This is a genomic window from Salinivibrio sp. IB872, assembly GCF_001995345.1.
Lineage (GTDB): Bacteria > Pseudomonadota > Gammaproteobacteria > Enterobacterales > Vibrionaceae > Salinivibrio > Salinivibrio proteolyticus.
In genome coordinates this window covers 1-17,441 of record NZ_MUFO01000039.1, presented here as the reverse complement: position 1 = coordinate 17,441, position 17,441 = coordinate 1, and the positions used below count along the sequence as shown (strand labels likewise).

The 17,441-nt window shown below is 51.6% G+C and carries 11 protein-coding genes, 4 tRNA genes and 1 pseudogene; 6 read left to right on the top strand and 10 right to left on the bottom strand.

Annotation, left to right across the window (positions count from 1 at the left end; translation table 11 throughout):
- Positions 1 to 13: 13 nt before the first annotated feature.
- From miaA to BZJ18_RS13735, 5 genes are read right to left on the bottom strand one after another with little or no spacing between them, the layout of a single operon-like run.
- Positions 14 to 955, bottom strand: coding sequence for a tRNA (adenosine(37)-N6)-dimethylallyltransferase MiaA (gene miaA, locus BZJ18_RS13755; protein ID WP_077457587.1), 942 nt, complete (start codon positions 953 to 955; stop codon positions 14 to 16).
- Positions 948 to 2,906, bottom strand: coding sequence for a DNA mismatch repair endonuclease MutL (gene mutL / locus BZJ18_RS13750; protein WP_077457585.1), 1,959 nt, complete (start codon positions 2,904 to 2,906; stop codon positions 948 to 950). The genes miaA and mutL overlap by 8 nt, the downstream gene beginning before the upstream one ends.
- Before the next feature lies 1 nt (position 2,907).
- On the bottom strand, positions 2,908 to 4,599 hold the full coding sequence (locus BZJ18_RS13745) for a LysM peptidoglycan-binding domain-containing protein (RefSeq protein WP_077457583.1): 1,692 nt from the start codon (positions 4,597 to 4,599) through the stop codon (positions 2,908 to 2,910).
- A gap of 1 nt (position 4,600) precedes the next feature.
- Entirely contained in the window at positions 4,601 to 5,071 is a 471-nt protein-coding gene (tsaE, locus tag BZJ18_RS13740; protein ID WP_077457581.1) for a tRNA (adenosine(37)-N6)-threonylcarbamoyltransferase complex ATPase subunit type 1 TsaE, read from the bottom strand.
- A 30-nt stretch (positions 5,072 to 5,101) separates the two neighbouring features.
- Positions 5,102 to 6,574 (bottom strand): bifunctional ADP-dependent NAD(P)H-hydrate dehydratase/NAD(P)H-hydrate epimerase, encoded by a 1,473-nt coding sequence (locus BZJ18_RS13735; protein ID WP_077457579.1) that lies wholly within the window; start codon positions 6,572 to 6,574, stop codon positions 5,102 to 5,104.
- An 81-nt stretch (positions 6,575 to 6,655) separates the two neighbouring features.
- On the opposite strand from BZJ18_RS13735, the gene queG reads away from it, so the two are divergent.
- A complete protein-coding gene (gene queG / locus BZJ18_RS13730; protein ID WP_158011290.1) occupies positions 6,656 to 7,783 on the top strand; it encodes a tRNA epoxyqueuosine(34) reductase QueG in 1,128 nt (375 codons plus the stop codon).
- A 473-nt stretch (positions 7,784 to 8,256) separates the two neighbouring features.
- Here queG and BZJ18_RS13725 read toward each other — a convergent pair.
- From BZJ18_RS13725 to orn, 5 genes are all read right to left on the bottom strand, one after another.
- A tRNA-Gly gene (locus BZJ18_RS13725) sits at positions 8,257 to 8,332 on the bottom strand.
- Positions 8,333 to 8,350: 18 nt separating this feature from the next.
- Positions 8,351 to 8,426: transfer RNA gene (locus BZJ18_RS13720), tRNA-Gly, on the bottom strand.
- 30 nt (positions 8,427 to 8,456) lie between these two features.
- Positions 8,457 to 8,532, bottom strand: a tRNA-Gly gene (locus BZJ18_RS13715).
- 38 nt (positions 8,533 to 8,570) lie between these two features.
- Positions 8,571 to 8,646: transfer RNA gene (locus tag BZJ18_RS13710), tRNA-Gly, on the bottom strand.
- Between the two features lie 132 nt (positions 8,647 to 8,778).
- Entirely contained in the window at positions 8,779 to 9,324 is a 546-nt protein-coding gene (gene orn / locus BZJ18_RS13705) for an oligoribonuclease (RefSeq protein WP_077457575.1), read from the bottom strand.
- 79 nt (positions 9,325 to 9,403) lie between these two features.
- Here orn and rsgA point away from each other — a divergent pair, with 79 nt between their 5' ends.
- The 5 genes and pseudogenes from rsgA to BZJ18_RS13680 all read left to right on the top strand — a co-directional run bounded on the left by rsgA (position 9,404) and on the right by BZJ18_RS13680 (position 17,189).
- Positions 9,404 to 10,456, top strand: a complete 1,053-nt coding sequence (gene rsgA / locus BZJ18_RS13700; RefSeq protein ID WP_077457573.1) for a small ribosomal subunit biogenesis GTPase RsgA — start codon at positions 9,404 to 9,406, stop codon at positions 10,454 to 10,456.
- Between the two features lie 102 nt (positions 10,457 to 10,558).
- A complete protein-coding gene (gene asd, locus BZJ18_RS13695; RefSeq protein WP_077457571.1) occupies positions 10,559 to 11,422 on the top strand; it encodes an archaetidylserine decarboxylase in 864 nt (287 codons plus the stop codon).
- Between the two features lie 182 nt (positions 11,423 to 11,604).
- Entirely contained in the window at positions 11,605 to 13,011 is a 1,407-nt protein-coding gene (locus BZJ18_RS13690) for an SLC13 family permease (RefSeq protein WP_077457569.1), read from the top strand.
- A 235-nt stretch (positions 13,012 to 13,246) separates the two neighbouring features.
- A pseudogene (locus BZJ18_RS13685) lies at positions 13,247 to 15,132 on the top strand (methyl-accepting chemotaxis protein).
- Positions 15,133 to 15,311: 179 nt separating this feature from the next.
- Entirely contained in the window at positions 15,312 to 17,189 is a 1,878-nt protein-coding gene (locus BZJ18_RS13680) for a methyl-accepting chemotaxis protein (RefSeq protein WP_077457567.1), read from the top strand.
- Positions 17,190 to 17,441 lie beyond the last annotated feature (252 nt).

Genomic DNA, 17,441 nt, shown 5'->3' with positions numbered 1-17,441 from the left:
GGGACAGTATACATTAAGTCTCTGTCTCTGCCGCCAACGCTTTTGTCACCGTTTGTAAAGATAGTGACGGCGAGTCACTATCAAGCCAAGTCACATTTTCCCAGCCGCGAAGCCAAGTAATCTGACGTTTGGCCAACTGGCGCGTCGCGCAAATCCCACGATAAACGGCTTCTTCATGGGTGCAACGTCCGGCCAAATAATCCCACATCTGGCGATACCCCACGCAACGAATCGACGGCAAATCCGGATGCAGATCACCTCTTTCGTAAAGCGTGCGTACCTCCTGTTCAAACCCTGCCTCTACCATCTTGGCAAAGCGAAGTTCGATGCGGCGATGCAACTCTCCTCGATCCTGAGGAGTGATTGCGAACTGGTGAACCTGATACGGCAAAGGATCACCTTTTTTCTCCGTTAGCGCCGTTAATGTGTGTCCGGAAACCCGGAATACTTCTAACGCACGCATGATGCGCTGCGGATCATTGGGATGGATCCGCGCGCCCGCAACAGGATCAATATGGCATAACTGCTGATGCAATGCCTCCCAACCGTGCTGCTGCGCCTCTTTTTCTATCGCGTCGCGCACCTCAGGATCCGCACTGGGTAGCGGTGATAATCCCTCAAGCAACGCTTTAAAGTACAACATTGTGCCCCCCACCAGCAGCGGGATTTTGCCTTGGGCAACAATCTCTGCCATCGCGGTGAGCGCATCGTCACGAAAGTCGGCCGCCGAATAGGCTTGCGACGGATCGCGAATATCAATTAGGCGATGCGGGGCCTGAGCCAATTCATCAGCCGTTGGTTTGGCAGTACCAATGTCCATGCCGCGGTAAATCAATGCCGAATCCACACTAATAATTTCCACCGGCAATGTTTTACGTAACGCTATAGCCAGATCCGTTTTTCCGGAGGCAGTCGGCCCCATCAGAAAAATGGCCTTGGGCAACGGATTAGTCATGCTGTAATGCTTCTATCGCTGTGGTCAAGTCAAGACGTTTAAACACGCGCTGATAGCCATGCTGTAACGCCTCGCCCTGCCAATATTGTTCAATTTCCGAAACGGTCTGTACCGCTTGCGCAAGGCTGACGTGATCCGATGCTACTGTCAACTGCTTTGCCAGCCAACTCCACATGCTTGAGCTGTGATCTTCATGGGGTTGATCTGGGGTTAATGACAATAAAAATGCCAACAAGTCGGGAATAAAAGCTTGGAGGTTGGACTGGCGCAGTGGCTGACATACTGTCATGACCATCAACTGTTGTCCTTTTACCTTTATATGGATCCCAAAGCGCCCTAATAAGATTTGATAGTGCTCAACCGCCTCACATTCTTGAGGCGACGCCGACATCCGTTGCGGGATCAATAGCGGCTGTGCCACTAACCCTTCATCAAGGGCGGGTCGCAACGCTCCCTGCTGACGCCAGGTCTGCAAGGCTTGATAATCCGCCAACCACAACGCATCGCCGCGCGCGATCAGCACATAGTGACCGTGAGTCACGGCAAGCACTTTGCCTAACCCAGTTTCCGCGCTAGCGGGCCGATCGCTGGCATCGGCGACCGTCGCCTCTACCGTTGGCACAGTCTCAGACGCAGCTGGGGCTGATGTTTCTGAGAGTGTGGCAGTCTGCGTATGCGGCTTTTGTTCTGACGCGTAAGGCGTCATCAGTGCCTGATACGCTTCTGTCGCCTTTTTAGATGGTGGCGCGGGTTGCGAGGAAAACGCGCGATTCCCCGACCATTCGCCTGATTGCCCACGCTCGCGGACCGGCTCCTTGCGCTGGCCGGGATAATCCGGAAAACGGTTCACCGCGGTTTGGTAGTCACTGGCCACCGCAGATGCCCGTGTCTGATAGCTAGCCTGTTCGCGGACCTCACCGGTTTCATTGTCCACCCCCTCTAAGACGGGAGAACTGGCCTGCTGTAACGCATCAAAAATAGCTTGGAAAATAAAGTCATGCACCAAGCGGGCTTGATGGAATCGCACTTCATGCTTCGCGGGGTGTACATTCACATCCACTTGGTGCGGATCCACATCAATGTAAAGAACAAACGCCGCATATTGGTCAGGGGCAAGGCTTTGCTCATAGCCTTGACGAATCGCATGGTTAATAAGCTTGTCTTTCATCATCCGCTGATTGACAAAGCAGTGCTGCATATCATTTTGCTGACGCGCACCTTCTGGCGTACAAATCCATCCCCGAAGCGTCATATCATGATGGGTCAGCTCCACGCGCAACGCATGGTCAACAAACTTTTGCCCACATACCGCTTTGAGACGACGCACCGGATCGCCCTGTTCAGGCACTCGCCGATACTGACGCACTGGCGTGCCGTTGTGACGCAAGTTGATAGTGATATCGAAACGGCTCAGTGCGATACGGCGCAACAGCTCATCAATATGGCCAAATTCCGTTTTCTCGGTACGTAAAAACTTACGTCGTGCGGGTGTATTGAAAAACAAGTCCACCACTTCCACGGTACACCCCACAGGATGCGCCGCAGGCTTAACACTCACGGCCATATCACGGCCTTCGGCATATGCTGACCACGCTTCTTGCTGTTCGGCAGGACGCGAGGTAATGGTCAGGCGAGAAACGGAGCTGATACTCGCCAGCGCCTCGCCGCGAAAGCCTAAACTCATGATCGCTTCGAGATCATCCAAGGTGTGGATTTTTGAGGTGGCATGCCGGCTCAACGCCAACTGTAAGTCTGCTTTACTAATTCCGCTGCCGTTATCACGCACACGGATCAGCTTACTGCCGCCTTTTTCAATATCGATATCGATACGGGTCGCGCCCGCATCAATACTGTTCTCGACCAACTCTTTGACCACAGACGCTGGCCTTTCGACCACTTCGCCCGCGGCGATTTGGTTGGCCAAGCGAGCCGGTAAAATCTGAATGGCCATATCAACTTCCCGGAATGATTAACGTCTGCCCCACCGCCAAGGTGTCAGAGCGCAGCGAATTAGCTTGCCGCAAGCTTTCAATGGTCACGCCATAATTGGCGGCGATTTTTCCTAAGTACTCGCCACGTTTGACTTTGTGCTTGCGATCCGGCGTCGTGGCACCGGGAATCGACAGTTTTTGCCCAACCCAAAGCGTATCCGATTTCAGACTATTGGCTCGGCGAATGGTACTGACCGACACCTGATAGTGCTCGGCAATCTTGCCCAGAAACTCGCCGCGGCTCACGGTATGGGTAACCGTACGCGTCGAAGAGACAGCGTTATCCCCCTTACCGGCGAGTTTAGCGACATCGACATTAGGGATAGACAGCACTTGCCCGACCCGCAACGTGTTGGAGCTTAGCCCATTGGCTGATTTAATCGCCGCGACCGAGCTTTGGTATTTATTGGCGATCAAAGACAACGACTGCCCCGCCGTGACAGTATGTTTTACCCCATTTTTACGGGCAGCGAATAAGGTGCCATCGGGCGGGAAATGTTCAAAATAATTACGGATCCCGTGATAGACCGCATCGGCAAGCCGGCGCTGGTGATCCCGTTGGAATAGGAGTCGCTCTTCTTGTGGGTTAGAGATAAACCCAGTTTCAATCAGCAAAGAGGGAATATCAGGCGATTTGAGGACAGCCAAACTGGCGTGCTCAGGGCTCGATTTATGCAGCTTGGTGACTTTCCCCAACTCTTTAAGCACCCGGGTCGCCACGTTATAGCCTTCTTTTTGCGAGTTGCTGAACTGTAAATCCAGCACCGCGCGACTGAGGTATTCATCTTCGTTGTTTTGTGCCAATAAGGACCCACCACCCAATAGATTGGACTGCTCTTCGTGCCTTTCAATCCAGCGACCAATTTCACTGTTCGCGCGGCGACGAGATAACACCCATACCGACGCCCCTCGTGGTTGAGGCTTGTGGAAACCATCGGCATGAATCGAAACCAATAAGTGGGCTTTGTGCTGGCGAGCAATCTCTGAGCGTCGATTCAAATCGACAAAGTAATCACCGGTGCGCGTGAGTACCGCTCGCATCCCGGGTACCGCATTAATGCGGGCGGCGGTTTGCTTGGCGATCGCCAGCGTGACGTATTTTTCAAATTTTCGTGTCGGGCCAACCGCGCCCGGGTCGTTGCCWCCATGACCGGCATCGATCGCCACGACGATGTCATCGGTACCAAACGGCAACGCGGCCACCGTTTCTCGACGCTTCTTTTCCGCGGCACTCAAGTCGGGTTTATTCTTATCGACTTTAGCAGGATGAGGCAAATCCACCACCAAGCGGTGGCCATACTCGCCGCCCGGGGCCAAAGCGAAGATGTGCGGCTTGGCCGCGTCTTTTAACTCAAACACCAATCGATAGGTGGACTTGGCAGGCGGGCTACTTTTGCGAATTTTAGTCAGTATATCGCTGCCCTTGACCGGCTTTGGGAGCGAGGTCGCCAGTGAGCTCTGCTTTAAATCAATGACCAAACGGTCAGGTCGAGTCAGTGAAAAGTAACTAAAGTCTGGCGTATCCGCTAAATCGACCACGACCCGTGTTTCATTAGGCGCAGGCCAAACGCGAATATTTTCAATCTGATTGGCCCAGCCTGTTACGCTGAACAGACCCGCGATCATCAAGGTGCATAGCCGCTGCCACATCATGCTAGTCATCCCATTCTAAGCGATTGATAACCGACACACCGACTTCGGTGTTTGCGGTCAGCGCCACCGTGCGTTGCTCGCCGTCATACTGCAAAGTGATATCAAGATCAGCATGAGGTAACCAGCCCAGCCCTTTTTCCGGCCATTCAATCAGGCACAGTGCCTGTTCATTGAAATAATCCCGAATCCCCATAAATTCCAACTCTTCTGGGTCTGCCAAGCGGTACAGGTCAAAGTGATAAACCTGCCAAGGCGGGAGCTGGTAAGGCTCGACCAAGGTATACGTCGGACTTTTGACGTTACCCGTATGACCCATTGCTTGAACAAATCCGCGACAAAACGTCGTTTTTCCTGCGCCCAGATCGCCATGTAAATAACAGGTTGTGCTTTGCGTACAAGCACGGGCCAACGCTGCCCCAAGGGCAACAGTACTGTCGGCGTCTGCCAACTGGGTATGAAAAGTTTGGGTCATGCTACTACTGCGTCTCGTCTGTTGGCTTTATTAATCGATCAATCGCTGTAACTCGGGTAATAAATCACTGGCAAGCAAACCACGTTCACCGGCAAGTGCCGCTTGGTCACCGGCTTTACCATGAAGATAGCAGCCCATGGCCGCTGCATGAAATAAATCAACGCCTTGAGCGATAAAGCTACCAATAACGCCAGATAACACATCGCCCATGCCGCCAGATGCCATGCCCGGATTCCCCACATTGGCTACAGCATAATCTGTGCCATCATATACGATCGTGCCTGCGCCTTTAAGTACTACTACCCCGCCGTAGCGTGTCTGGATAGCTTTGACGGCGGCGAAGCGATCGAGTTCCACATCCGCCACTTCACAGCCCAATAAACGCGCAGCTTCTCCCGGGTGGGGGGTTAATACCCAGTCGTCTCGCTGTTGCGGATGGCGGGCGAGTTTATTGAGTCCATCGGCATCAATCACTTTAGTACCACGCGCTCCAACCGCGATTTTCCACAGCGCGTCAGACCACGCACTGCTGCCAAGCCCCGGGCCAATCACCAAGTTTGTCGCCCATTCCAGTGCCTCACTCAGTGACTGCCCAGGAGCCCAACCTTGGGTCATTAATTCGGGTTGACGTGTCACCAACATCAGAGTGTGATCCGCTTGGGTCACGACTTTGACTAACCCCGCTCCCGTCCGCAATGCTGCCTGTGCTGACAACGTCACCGCACCGGCCATACCATGATCGCCGCCCAAACAAAGCACCCGACCGAACTGGCCTTTGTGCGCAGTGCGATCACGTTTGGGAAGATACCGTTGGCAAAGATCATCACTCATCAGCCAGCCGGCAGCTTGTGTCTGACGACCAAAGGCGGTGGCAACATTCAACCCTGCAAAAACGAGCTCGCCTCGGTGTGACATCGCTTTACCGGTCACTAACCCTTGTTTTAGCGCGATCAGCGTCACCGTAATGGTCGCATTGATTGCACACCCTTTGACACAGCCACTGTCTGCGCACAGCCCCGAGGGAATATCGACGGCAATCACAGGCACTTGGCTTTGATTGATGCGCGAGATCGCTTCGGCATAATCCCCCGTCACCGCACGAGAGAGACCTGTGCCGAGGATCGCATCCACAATCACATCAAATTGTTGCATGGTCGGTGCGCTGGAGACATTGGTGCCCCCGCAATCCCGCCACTCCTGAAACGCAGTGGCCGCATCCCCGGTCAGCCGCTCTGGATCGCCTAACGCCCACACGGTAACGTTCAATCCCGACGACTTAGCCAGCCGAGCAATCACATAACCATCGCCCGCATTATTGCCCACCCCACACACAATCAATATCCGTGCGGCATTCGGATAACGCTGCGCTAACGTGTCAAAAACGGCTTGTCCGGCGCGGAGCATTAACTGGTACATCGGGATCTCAAGGGCCTTCGCCACGGCAATCTCACCTTCACGGACTTGCTCTGCACGATAAAAACTCTGTGGTAAACTTGCTGCCATCGAATGCCTCCATTCATTGTGCTTGCACCACTTCACGGCCCAGGATTTCTCGCTATGTCGCACCCCACGCCCGATGCTTCAATTGATTTCAACCAATTAGCCCAACGTATCAAGCAATGGGGACAAGCGCTAGGCTTCCAGCATGTGGGGATCACGGATGTTGATCTTACGCAACATGAAGCGCAACTGCAGCGTTGGTTAGATCTGGGATATCACGGTGAGATGGATTGGATGGCGCGTCACGGCATGATGCGCGCGCGTCCACAAGAGTTGGTGCCCGGCACCGTACGCGTGATCAGTGTAAGGATGAACTACTTGCCGCCTAACGCGGGCTTTGCCACCACATTAGCCAATCCAACGCTGGGGTATGTGAGTCGCTATTCGTTGGGGCGGGATTATCACAAACTGATCCGAAACCGCCTCAAAAAGTTGGGCCAGCAGATTGAGGCTGAAGTAGGCCCATACGGATATCGTCCTTTTGTCGACTCTGCCCCTGTTTTAGAACGCCCGCTCGCGGAAAAAGCCGGCCTAGGCTGGACAGGCAAGCACTCGCTGATCCTCAACAAAGAGACAGGGTCTTGGTTCTTTCTCGGCGAGTTATTGGTCGATCTTCCTTTGCCGGTCGATACTCCGGTCGAAAACCAGTGCGGTAAATGTGTAGCCTGTATGACCAGCTGCCCAACCCAAGCGATCGTCGCCGAAGGCGTGGTCGATGCACGTCGCTGCATCTCTTATCTCACGATTGAGTACGATGGCGTGATCCCACTCGAGTTTCGTCATGCTATCGGTAACCGTATTTATGGCTGCGATGACTGCCAACTGGTGTGTCCATTTAACCGCGATGCAGAATTAACCCTAGAGGCCGATTTTTATTGCCGCCCAAGCCTTGAGCAGCAGCCACTCACGACCCTTTTTAACTGGGATGAAGACACGTTTTTATCCCTGACCCAAGGATCAGCGATTCGACGGATTGGCATACGTAAATGGCGGCGTAACCTCGCGATCGCGATGGGGAATGCCCCCTATGATGAAGATATCGTCAACAGCCTGTCTGCACGACTCGGTGAAGATGCCTTAGTCGATGAACATATTCAGTGGGCACTTGGCGAACAAGAGAAAAAGCGACTACAAATAAATGTGCAGCTTTTACCCACTGGCACCAAACGGCTGGTGCGCATTATCGAAAAAGGCCTGCCTAGAGACGCCTAACCGGCGGCTTATCACGGAAAGATGACGCTATTCACACAATGTGGAAAAGTCCATAAGTAAGCGCCGTTTTGGTGCACTTCTTGATAGTTAAACACATTGATGGTGCATTAAGCGAGCAAGATCACGGAAGTGAATAAGATTGTGGAAAAGCGTTAAGTAAACTGGAAGAAAAAGATAAAAAACCACTTAAAATCAAGGTTTTGCGCTTTAAATGTGTCGATTAGCACCGTACTACAAACACAAGGCACTTGATCAATATCTCACCACCCCCTCTCGCCGGCAAGAATTCATCAACCAGTTTATCCACAAGCATAGATATGTGGATAACTCTGTGCAATAACTGACGAAACCGCGCTATCACGCCGCCTTGAGAAAGGTTTGACGAAAAAGTTAGCGAAAAATCAGGAATGATGCTTCACAGCATTAAAGAGAACGTTATAAAAAAACGTTGCACTGGTGTTTAACCAAGTGATTGGAGCGACACACGAGGTTCGAACTCGTGACCTCAACCTTGGCAAGGTTGCGCTCTACCAGCTGAGCTAGTGTCGCTTATACCGAGTTGTAATTTGGAGCGACATACGAGGTTCGAACTCGTGACCTCAACCTTGGCAAGGTTGCGCTCTACCAGCTGAGCTAATGTCGCATTGCCGATGCGTTACATCGAATTTTAAATTGGAGCGACACACGAGGTTCGAACTCGTGACCTCAACCTTGGCAAGGTTGCGCTCTACCAGCTGAGCTAGTGTCGCTTAGATCGACCTGATCCACATCAGATCGAACATTAATTTGGAGCGACATACGAGGTTCGAACTCGTGACCTCAACCTTGGCAAGGTTGCGCTCTACCAGCTGAGCTAATGTCGCTTTCAACAGACGTTTCACGTCGTTAGGGCTGCGAATTATACGAAGAAAAAACCGGGTTGCAAGTGCTGACGAGCAAAATTTTGGTTTTTTCTTTTGATCGCTCAAAAGAACACCAGATCGATGAAAATAAAATCAGATCGTCAGGATCCTTTCGCGATAGAACTGCAATTCTGCAATTGATTCACGGATATCGTCAAGCGCTAAGTGCGTTCCCTGCTTCGAAAAGTCATTCAATATCTCAGGCTTCCAGCGTCGGACTAATTCCTTCAAGGTACTGACATCCACGGTGCGATAGTGGAAATAGCGCTCTAGTGCTGGCATGTGACGAGACAGAAAGCGTCGATCTTGCCCCACGCTGTTACCACAAATCGGTGAAGCGCCTTCTGGTACCCACTGTGATAAAAAGGCGAGGGTTTGATCGATGGCATCTTGCTCACTAATGGTGCTTTGCTCGACGCGCGCCACCAATCCCGATTGAGTATGGGTGCGGGTACACCAGTCATCCATTTTGTCCAGTTCGCTTTGTGGCTGAGAAATCGCTAATACCGGCCCTTCTGCCAACACATTGAGCTGTGCATCGGTGACAATTGTCGCGATCTCAATGATCTTGTGGGTGTCAGGATCTAATCCAGTCATTTCCAGATCAATCCAGATTAAATTGTTTTCACTGAACGCCATTGAACTTGCCTTTTTTATGCGTAAACCATGTATCATACTGTGCTTGATATGAAAGCCAACTTAACCGATAAGAGTCATCGTGGCAAAAAAGAAAAAGCTTACCAAAGGCCAACTACGGCGCGTGCGATCCAACCAACAACGTCGGATCAAACAGCAAGATAATGATGTGCAATGGGATGACGCGCTGCTAGAAAATGCACGCGAGGGACGTGTGATCACGCGATTTGGCCAACACGCTGATATCGAGGATCCGCAAACTTGGATCATCCATCGCTGCAATCTGCGTCGTACCGTGCAAAGCTTGGTAACTGGCGACCGTGTGGTTTGGCGTCCGGGAAAAGAAACCCTGCATGGCATTGCCGGCGTTGTCGAGGCAGTGCATGAACGCCAATCGGTTCTGACTCGTCCCGACTACTATGATGGCGTAAAACCCGTTGCCGCTAACATCGATCAAGTGATCATCGTGGCCGCGATTTTGCCCGAGTTATCACTGAATATTGTTGATCGTTATTTGATTGCCTGCGAAGTCTTGAATATTCGTCCTCTGATCGTCATCAACAAGGTCGATTTGCTAGATAGCGAGGGGCGTGAAATGGTGGACGAATTACTCGACATCTATCGCGATATTGGCTATCCCATCGTGTTGGTGAGTGCCGATACTGGCGAAGGGATGGAGGCGCTAGAACGCCATCTCGATCAACATGTGAGTGTCTTTGTCGGCCAATCCGGCGTGGGAAAATCAAGCTTGGTCAATACGCTACTGCCGGATGTGGATGCGCAAATTGGAGACGTCTCTGAAAACTCAGGGTTGGGCCAACATACCACCACCGCCGCGCGTTTGTATCATTTTGACCAAGGGGGCGATCTTATTGACTCCCCTGGCGTACGAGAATTTGGTTTGTGGCATTTAGAGCCGGAACAAATCGCACAAGGCTTTGTCGAATTTCGTGACTATCTGGGTGGCTGTAAATTCCGTGATTGTAAGCACGGCGATGATCCAGGTTGCTTGTTGAGACAAGCCGTGGAAGATGGCCATATCAGCGTCGAGCGGTTTGATAGCTATCACCGCATTATCGAGAGCATGAAAGAAGCCAAAGACAACCGTCAGTTTTCACGTAACAAGCAAAACTGATCCAACAACGCGCCTCTGTCACTTCGTCATCGGATTGGCTACACTGCGCGGCTTAGCCGCTGCAAGGCGTGTAAACACTCTTTAACCATTCAGGACATAACCGTGCGAGACGATTTGAAAGTCGGCCTGCAATATATAGCGCCGAAACATGCCCTTACCCGAATGATGGGGAAACTAGCCAGCCTTAAAGGTGGATGGTTGACCACTGCTGTGATCAAATGGTTTATCAAGCAATATCAGGTCGATATGAGTGAGGCCAAAGTCAGTGATCCTGCCTACTATCGCACCTTTAACGACTTTTTCGTGCGAGAGCTCAAGCCCGCGTTACGCCCCATTGATGGCGATACAGAGACGTTGGTCTATCCCGCCGATGCGTGCGTCAGTCAAGCCGGATTGATTGAGCAAGGACGTATTATCCAAGCCAAAGGCCACTCGTTTGATGTCACTGAACTCGTCGGTGGCGATCACGCCCTTGCCGACCAGTTTAAAGAGGGTCACTTTGCCACCCTTTACTTGTCACCGCGTGACTATCACCGTGTGCACATGCCATGTGATGCCGTGTTGCGTGAAATGGTCTACATCCCCGGCGATTTGTTTTCCGTCAATCCACTAACGGCAGAGAACGTGCCGAACTTGTTTGCCCGTAACGAGCGTGTAGTGTGCGTATTTGAGACTGAATTTGGGCCTATGGTGCAAGTTTTGGTGGGCGCAACCATTGTAGGCAGTATTGCCACCACATGGGCGGGTACAGTCACTCCGCCAACCGGTGGCAGCATTCGCCGTTGGGAATACCCGACAGAAGGCGAACAAGCTATCCGCTTTGCTCAGGGTGATGAAATGGGTCTATTTAAACTCGGCTCAACCGTGATTAACCTGTTCCCAGCAGGAGCAATCCGTTTTCACGATGACGTCGCCCCCGGCACCCCAACACAAATGGGACAGCCTTACGCGCACCGTCAGGCATAACAGCTGAAAATTGTGAGATAAGGGGCATTTATGCCCCTTTTTTGTCGCCAAATTCGGAGATTTTTCCCGTTAATTCCTTCTTAAATCCGTATCATTGATCCCATCAATACACCTGTGATGCATCGGCGTGCTGGCGCATGGTCAGCCCGCACTCACAACATCAACCCTTATGAGGCGTATTTGTGGTCAATGCTCGTTTTACTAAGTTACTTGTCTCGCTCGGGCTGCCATTGTTGCTGCTCCTACTCCCAACCGACTGGTTACCTATCGCCAACCTCACTTTGATTCAACACCGTTTATTGGCGATCTTCCTGATGGCGGCCTTGCTGTGGGTTCTTGAACCTGTGCCAGTATTTTCAACCTCTTTGCTGATCATTACCCTGCAATTGGTGATGATCTCCGATAAAGGCTTACACTGGTTTCGCGGCGAAACTGCGCATCATCCGCGAGGCGAATTGATCCCTTATACCGATATTCTCAGCGCCTTTTCTTCCCCCATCATTATTCTGTTTATGGGCGGATTCTCGCTGGCTATTGCTGCTTCCAAATATGAGTTAGATATCAACCTTGCCCGCGTATTACTTAAACCCTTTGGCAAGCATCCCAAATTTATCATGCTGGGTTTGATGCTTATCACCGCGGTGTTCTCGATGTTCATGTCCAATACCGCCACCACGGTGATGATGCTGGCGCTACTGGCACCGATTTTGAGTGTACTCCCGAAAGGCGATCCTGCGATTAAAGCCTTGGTTTTGTGTATTCCGGTGGCCGCCAATACCGGTGGGATCGCAACGCCAATCGGAACGCCGCCCAACGCCATTGCGCTACAATATCTCACCGGCGAATACAGCATCTCATTTCTGGGATGGATGCAAATGGGTCTACCCTTTGTGGTGATCCAGTTGGCGTTTGCATGGTGGTTACTACAGCGCTTATTCCGCAGTCCACAAACCGAAATCACACTGGCACTGGAAGGCAAATTTCTACGAGGCTGGCAAGCGTACACCGTCTATGCCACCTTTGCGCTGACCATTGCGCTGTGGCTAACCACCAGCCTACATGGCATGAATACCTATGTGGTCGCGGTGATCCCGCTCGCGTTGTTCACCCTGACAGGGATCATGGGCAAGGCCGAGTTAAAACTGATTAATTGGGATGTCCTTTGGCTCGTCGCCGGCGGGATTGCGATGGGCATTGCGCTAGACGAAACCGGCCTTGCTGCCGCATTAGCGCATGCCGTGGACTACAGCGTATTAACGGCCATGACAGTATTGGTCACCCTCTCCATTATTTGTTGGCTCATGGCAAACTTTATGTCGAATACCGCGACGGCCAACTTATTGATGCCTATCGCAGCGGCCATCGCCGCTTCTATGCCATCACTGGTGAATGTGGGTGGCATGCAAGGATTGCTCGTCGTGGTGGCTTTCTCCGCTTCATTAGGGATGATTCTACCGGTATCTACCCCACCTAACTCTTTAGCGTATTCCACTGGCTTCATCGACAGCCGTGATTTGGTCAAAGTCGGCACGATTCTTGGGATCAGTGGCTTAGGCTTGGTCTATGCAGCCGTCCTCGCGCTAACATAGGCGTAACACCTCAATATCAGCAAGAGTTGTTTGTGTTGCCCCCAAAACAAACAGCCCTCTGTTTTGTCAGTGTTAAAAATATGATAACTAGAACAATGTGCATGTTAGCGGCCACTAGTGCCGCTTTGCACAAGGATTTTTTTATAAATTTATTATCACCCCTGACTCAAGCTTTCTACAATTAAGCAAATACTCAATAAAAGAGTCATAAACGTGGTAGTACGAGGGACGTTTCATGAAATTCGCCATTAAGACCAAAATATTACTTGCTGTTGCTTTGGTCGTGGCCTTAGTTAGTGCGGTTCAAGCTTGGTTTTCCGTAACCCAGCTAAAAGACGAGACACAACAAAATGTCACCGCTCAAATGCGCGATATCGCCTTATCCACCAGTAACTTTATTGATGAATGGCTGGATATTCGCAGTAAAATGCTACTGGCCAATGTGCCGCTCATTGCCAGCCAACCCAATGTGGATCGCGAACTGCTCTTGACCAAACGGCAGGGCAACTTCCTAACCGTTTACGCCGGTTTCTCTGACGGTTCGGTAGCGTTCGGGATAAAACCGAAACTTGGCCGGCTAACTATGACCCTCGGACTCGCCCGTGGTATAAGCAAGCGAGCGCAGCGGACGGCTTAATCATTACACCACCCTATGTGGATGCCAATGGCGCAGGGATGGTCATCAGCTTTGCCAAAGCCTTTAACGACCGTTACCAAGGTGTGATAGCGGCCGATCTATCGGTCAATGCCATTGTTGAAGAAGTGCTCAACGTCAAAATGCCGAATAACGGTTTCGCGTTTCTCGTAGACAGCAACAATAACGTTGTCGCCTACCGTGACACAGCGCTCAGTAATAAACCTCTCACCCAAGTTGATGATGAACTCACGCCTGCTTTTATCCAACAGGCGCGCAGTAGCGATGTACTACAGACCATCGATTTTGATGGTGATGGTCGCGAAAAACTGGTCGCCGTCACTCATGTCGAAGGGGCCAACTGGAGTTTAGGGGTGGTGCAAGACAGGGAACTTGCCTTTGCATCCGTGTCTGAACAAATTATTTCGACCCTCATCACGTCTGTGATTCTGTTTGTCATCATTGCCCTGATTGCCGGTGCGCTTATCCATCGCATGTTGGCGCCGCTAACCCAATTGACGCACGCGGTCAGCTCACTATCGAAAGGGAGCGGTGATCTCACTCAACGCCTCGATATTGTGCGTCATGATGAGATTGGTGAACTGGCTGGCCACGTCAACGCCTTTCTAGAACAACTGCAATCCATGATTGGTCGTAGCGTCTCGCAAAGTGTGGCGCTTTCAGAGCGTGCTGAGCAATGTCGAGAACTGGCGCACCAATCAAGCGGCTTAGTCGGTCAGCAGCAAGGCGATGTGGATCAAATTGCCACCGCCATTCACGAAATGTCCACTACAGCGAATGAAGTCGCTAGCCATGCCGAGCTGACGGCACGCTCCGCGCAAGATGCAGAAAGTGCCTGCCGTGATGGGCTCTCCGTGGTGGAAGATAACCGTAAGGCGATCACCCAGCTGGCTGAACACGTTGATCAAGCCACCAACGTGATTCGCGAATTAGACACCAACTCACAAAGCATCAATCAAATTATCTCCACCATTCAAGATATCGCCGAGCAAACCAACTTATTGGCCTTGAACGCCGCGATTGAGGCCGCCCGTGCCGGTGAACAAGGGCGAGGCTTTGCGGTCGTCGCCGATGAAGTGCGCGTGCTGAGTCAGCGTACCCATGACTCTACCGAAGAGATCCGCAACATGATTGAAACGCTGCAAAGTACGACACAGCGTGCGGTAGATGGTATGACACAAAGTAACGAAATGGCGACCTCTAGTGTCGAACGGGCTGCGTCAGCCAGTGACAAACTGAACGAGATCACCCGTGCGATTGGAGATATTTCCGAAATGGCAGCACAAATTGCCAGTGCGGCAGAGGAACAGCGGGCCGTCACCGACGATATCAACCGAAATACCCAAGCCGTGCGCGATTTGTCACTGGAGATCCATCAAAAAGCGACCGACACCGGTGAGCAAGGAGAATATATGGCCAACGCCGCGCAAGAAATGCATGGCGACTTGTCCAAATTCAAAGTCTAGTCCAAACGGCAGCCTATCCACGTAGGCTGCCTCCTCCATCCACTGGCAGTAAGATCACAAATCCCACACCTCTCTACCTCTTTTCACTGCGCACTGACACAAATTGCATAACTGATCGGATTTTACTGCAAACGACACGTTTACAATCAGTCTAATCTCTTAGATGTGGAAATGTGTCTATGCCCAAACCAACCATAAAACTGAAAATCATTGTGGCCATCGCCTTGATCGTCGCCTTGGTCAGTGCGGTGCTTGCCACCATTTCAGTCCGACAATTACAAAACGAAACCACCAGCAGCATCACTAAACAGATGCAAGACGTCGGCGATGCCACTGCACAGTTCATCGATAGCTGGCTAAGTACCCGTGCGGATATGTTGTTGGCCAATGAATCCTTGATTGCCAATCAACCCAATGTTGACCGTGAGTTGCTCGTCACCAAGCGCGCTGGGCACTTTTTGTCTGTCTATGCAGGGTTCAGTGATGGCCGTATTGCATATGGCGACAAAAGCGAGGATTGGCCTGCAGATTACGACCCTCGAACTCGCCCTTGGTATAAGAACGCCAATCAAAGCAGCAAGCTGATTATTACCGAGCCTTATCAAGACTTTGATGGCAGTCTGGTGGTCAGCTTAGCGAAATCCTTTAATGGCCGCTATCAAGGGGTGATTGCCGCTGACGTGACCGTCACCGATATTGTCGATCAAGTCCTAAACCTTAAACTCAGCAATGGCTTTGCGTTTTTAGTCGATGGCAGCAACAGTATTGTGGCTTACCGTGATACCGAACTCAGTCGACAGCCTCTCACCGAGCTCGATGCGGAACTGACGCCAGCGTTTATAGACAGTGCCAGTCGTCAGGGAAAGCTGGTGACCTTTGATTTAAAGGGTGAAGACAAGTTACTCGCAGCCATTGACGTGCCGAATACCGATTGGACCTTGGGGATTGTCGAAGATAAGAGCGACGCCTATGCCTCCGTATCGGAGCAAATCACCTTTGTGGTGGTCGCCTCCGTGATCCTCTTTATCGTGATCGCTTTTATTGCCGGTGCCTTAATCAAACAGCTCCTGAAGCCATTAAGCGAGTTAACCGGCGCCGTCCATGCCCTTTCCGCGGGTGAAGGCGATCTGACCCAACGCATTAATATTGTTCGTCAGGACGAAATTGGTGAACTGGCCGAATACATGAACGCCTTTCTCGCCCAACTTCAGCAAATGGTCGGTAAAGCGGTTAATCAGAGCATGACCCTGTCGCAAAGCGCAGAAGAGTGTCGCACGCATGCCCTGCAATCAAGCCAATTGGTTGATAAGCAGCAAAATGATGTTGACCAGATTGCCACCGCTATCCATGAGATGTCCGCCACCGCCAATGAAGTGGCCAGTCACGCTGAAGACACCGCTACCTCCGCCCAACAAGCCGAACAGTCGTGCCAAGAAGGGTTAAGTGTGGTAAGCGATAACCGAAATGCGATCACCCAATTGGCCGATCAAGTAGAACGGGCCACCAATGTCATTCGTGAATTGGATGAAAATGCTCAGAGCATCAACCAAATCATTGCGACCATTCAAGGTGTCGCAGAACAGACCAATTTGTTAGCATTGAACGCCGCCATCGAAGCAGCACGCGCGGGTGAGCAAGGGCGTGGATTTGCCGTTGTGGCCGATGAAGTGCGAGTGCTCAGCCAGCGCACCCATGACTCGACCGAAGAAATTCGCAACATGATTGAGACCTTGCAGCACACCACCCAACGTGCGGTGGATGACATGATGCAAAGTAATAATATGGCGACATCGAGTGTTGAGCGGGCAGAAGCGGCCAGCGAGCGACTCAATCAGATCACCACAGCAATCAGTACGATTTCTGAAATGGCGATCCAAATTGCCAGCGCCGCAGAAGAGCAACGTGCGGTGACTGACGATATCAACCGGAACACCCAAGCGGTGAAAGATCTCTCCTACGAGATCCACCAACAAGCAAGTGCAACCGGGGACCAAGGCGAAAGCATGGCGCAAGCAGCACGTGACATGCACCAAGACCTGTCAAAATTTAAAGTCTAGGTGAATGCCCTTTCCTTTCAAACGCCACCGCAAGGTGGCGTCAGATTGCTGACGAACCCCGCCTTTTTAGGCGGGGTTCTTTTTGATAAGCGGCCGTAGGCCGCGATCGCGATATTTTTTGTTAGAGAGTGGTCGTTACCGACCAACGCCTAAATTGGCGGATAGAAGCCAGTATTTGCCTTATATCCGCCATGTTAAAGCCACATTTTCTTAGATAGCTCACCACTAACGTTAGATAGCTCACCACTAACG

What these genes read in the sequence shown, in the direction of transcription:
- mutL (WP_077457585.1), bottom strand. Translation starts at nt 2,906, where the DNA reads ATGGCCATTCAGATTTTACCGGCTCGCTTGGCCAACCAAATCGCCGCG.
- miaA (WP_077457587.1), bottom strand. Translation starts at nt 955, where the DNA reads ATGACTAATCCGTTGCCCAAGGCCATTTTTCTGATGGGGCCGACTGCC.
- BZJ18_RS13680 (WP_077457567.1), top strand. Translation starts at nt 15,312, where the DNA reads ATGCCCAAACCAACCATAAAACTGAAAATCATTGTGGCCATCGCCTTG.
- tsaE (WP_077457581.1), bottom strand. Translation starts at nt 5,071, where the DNA reads ATGACCCAAACTTTTCATACCCAGTTGGCAGACGCCGACAGTACTGTT.
- BZJ18_RS13735 (WP_077457579.1), bottom strand. Translation starts at nt 6,574, where the DNA reads ATGGCAGCAAGTTTACCACAGAGTTTTTATCGTGCAGAGCAAGTCCGT.
- orn (WP_077457575.1), bottom strand. Translation starts at nt 9,324, where the DNA reads ATGGCGTTCAGTGAAAACAATTTAATCTGGATTGATCTGGAAATGACT.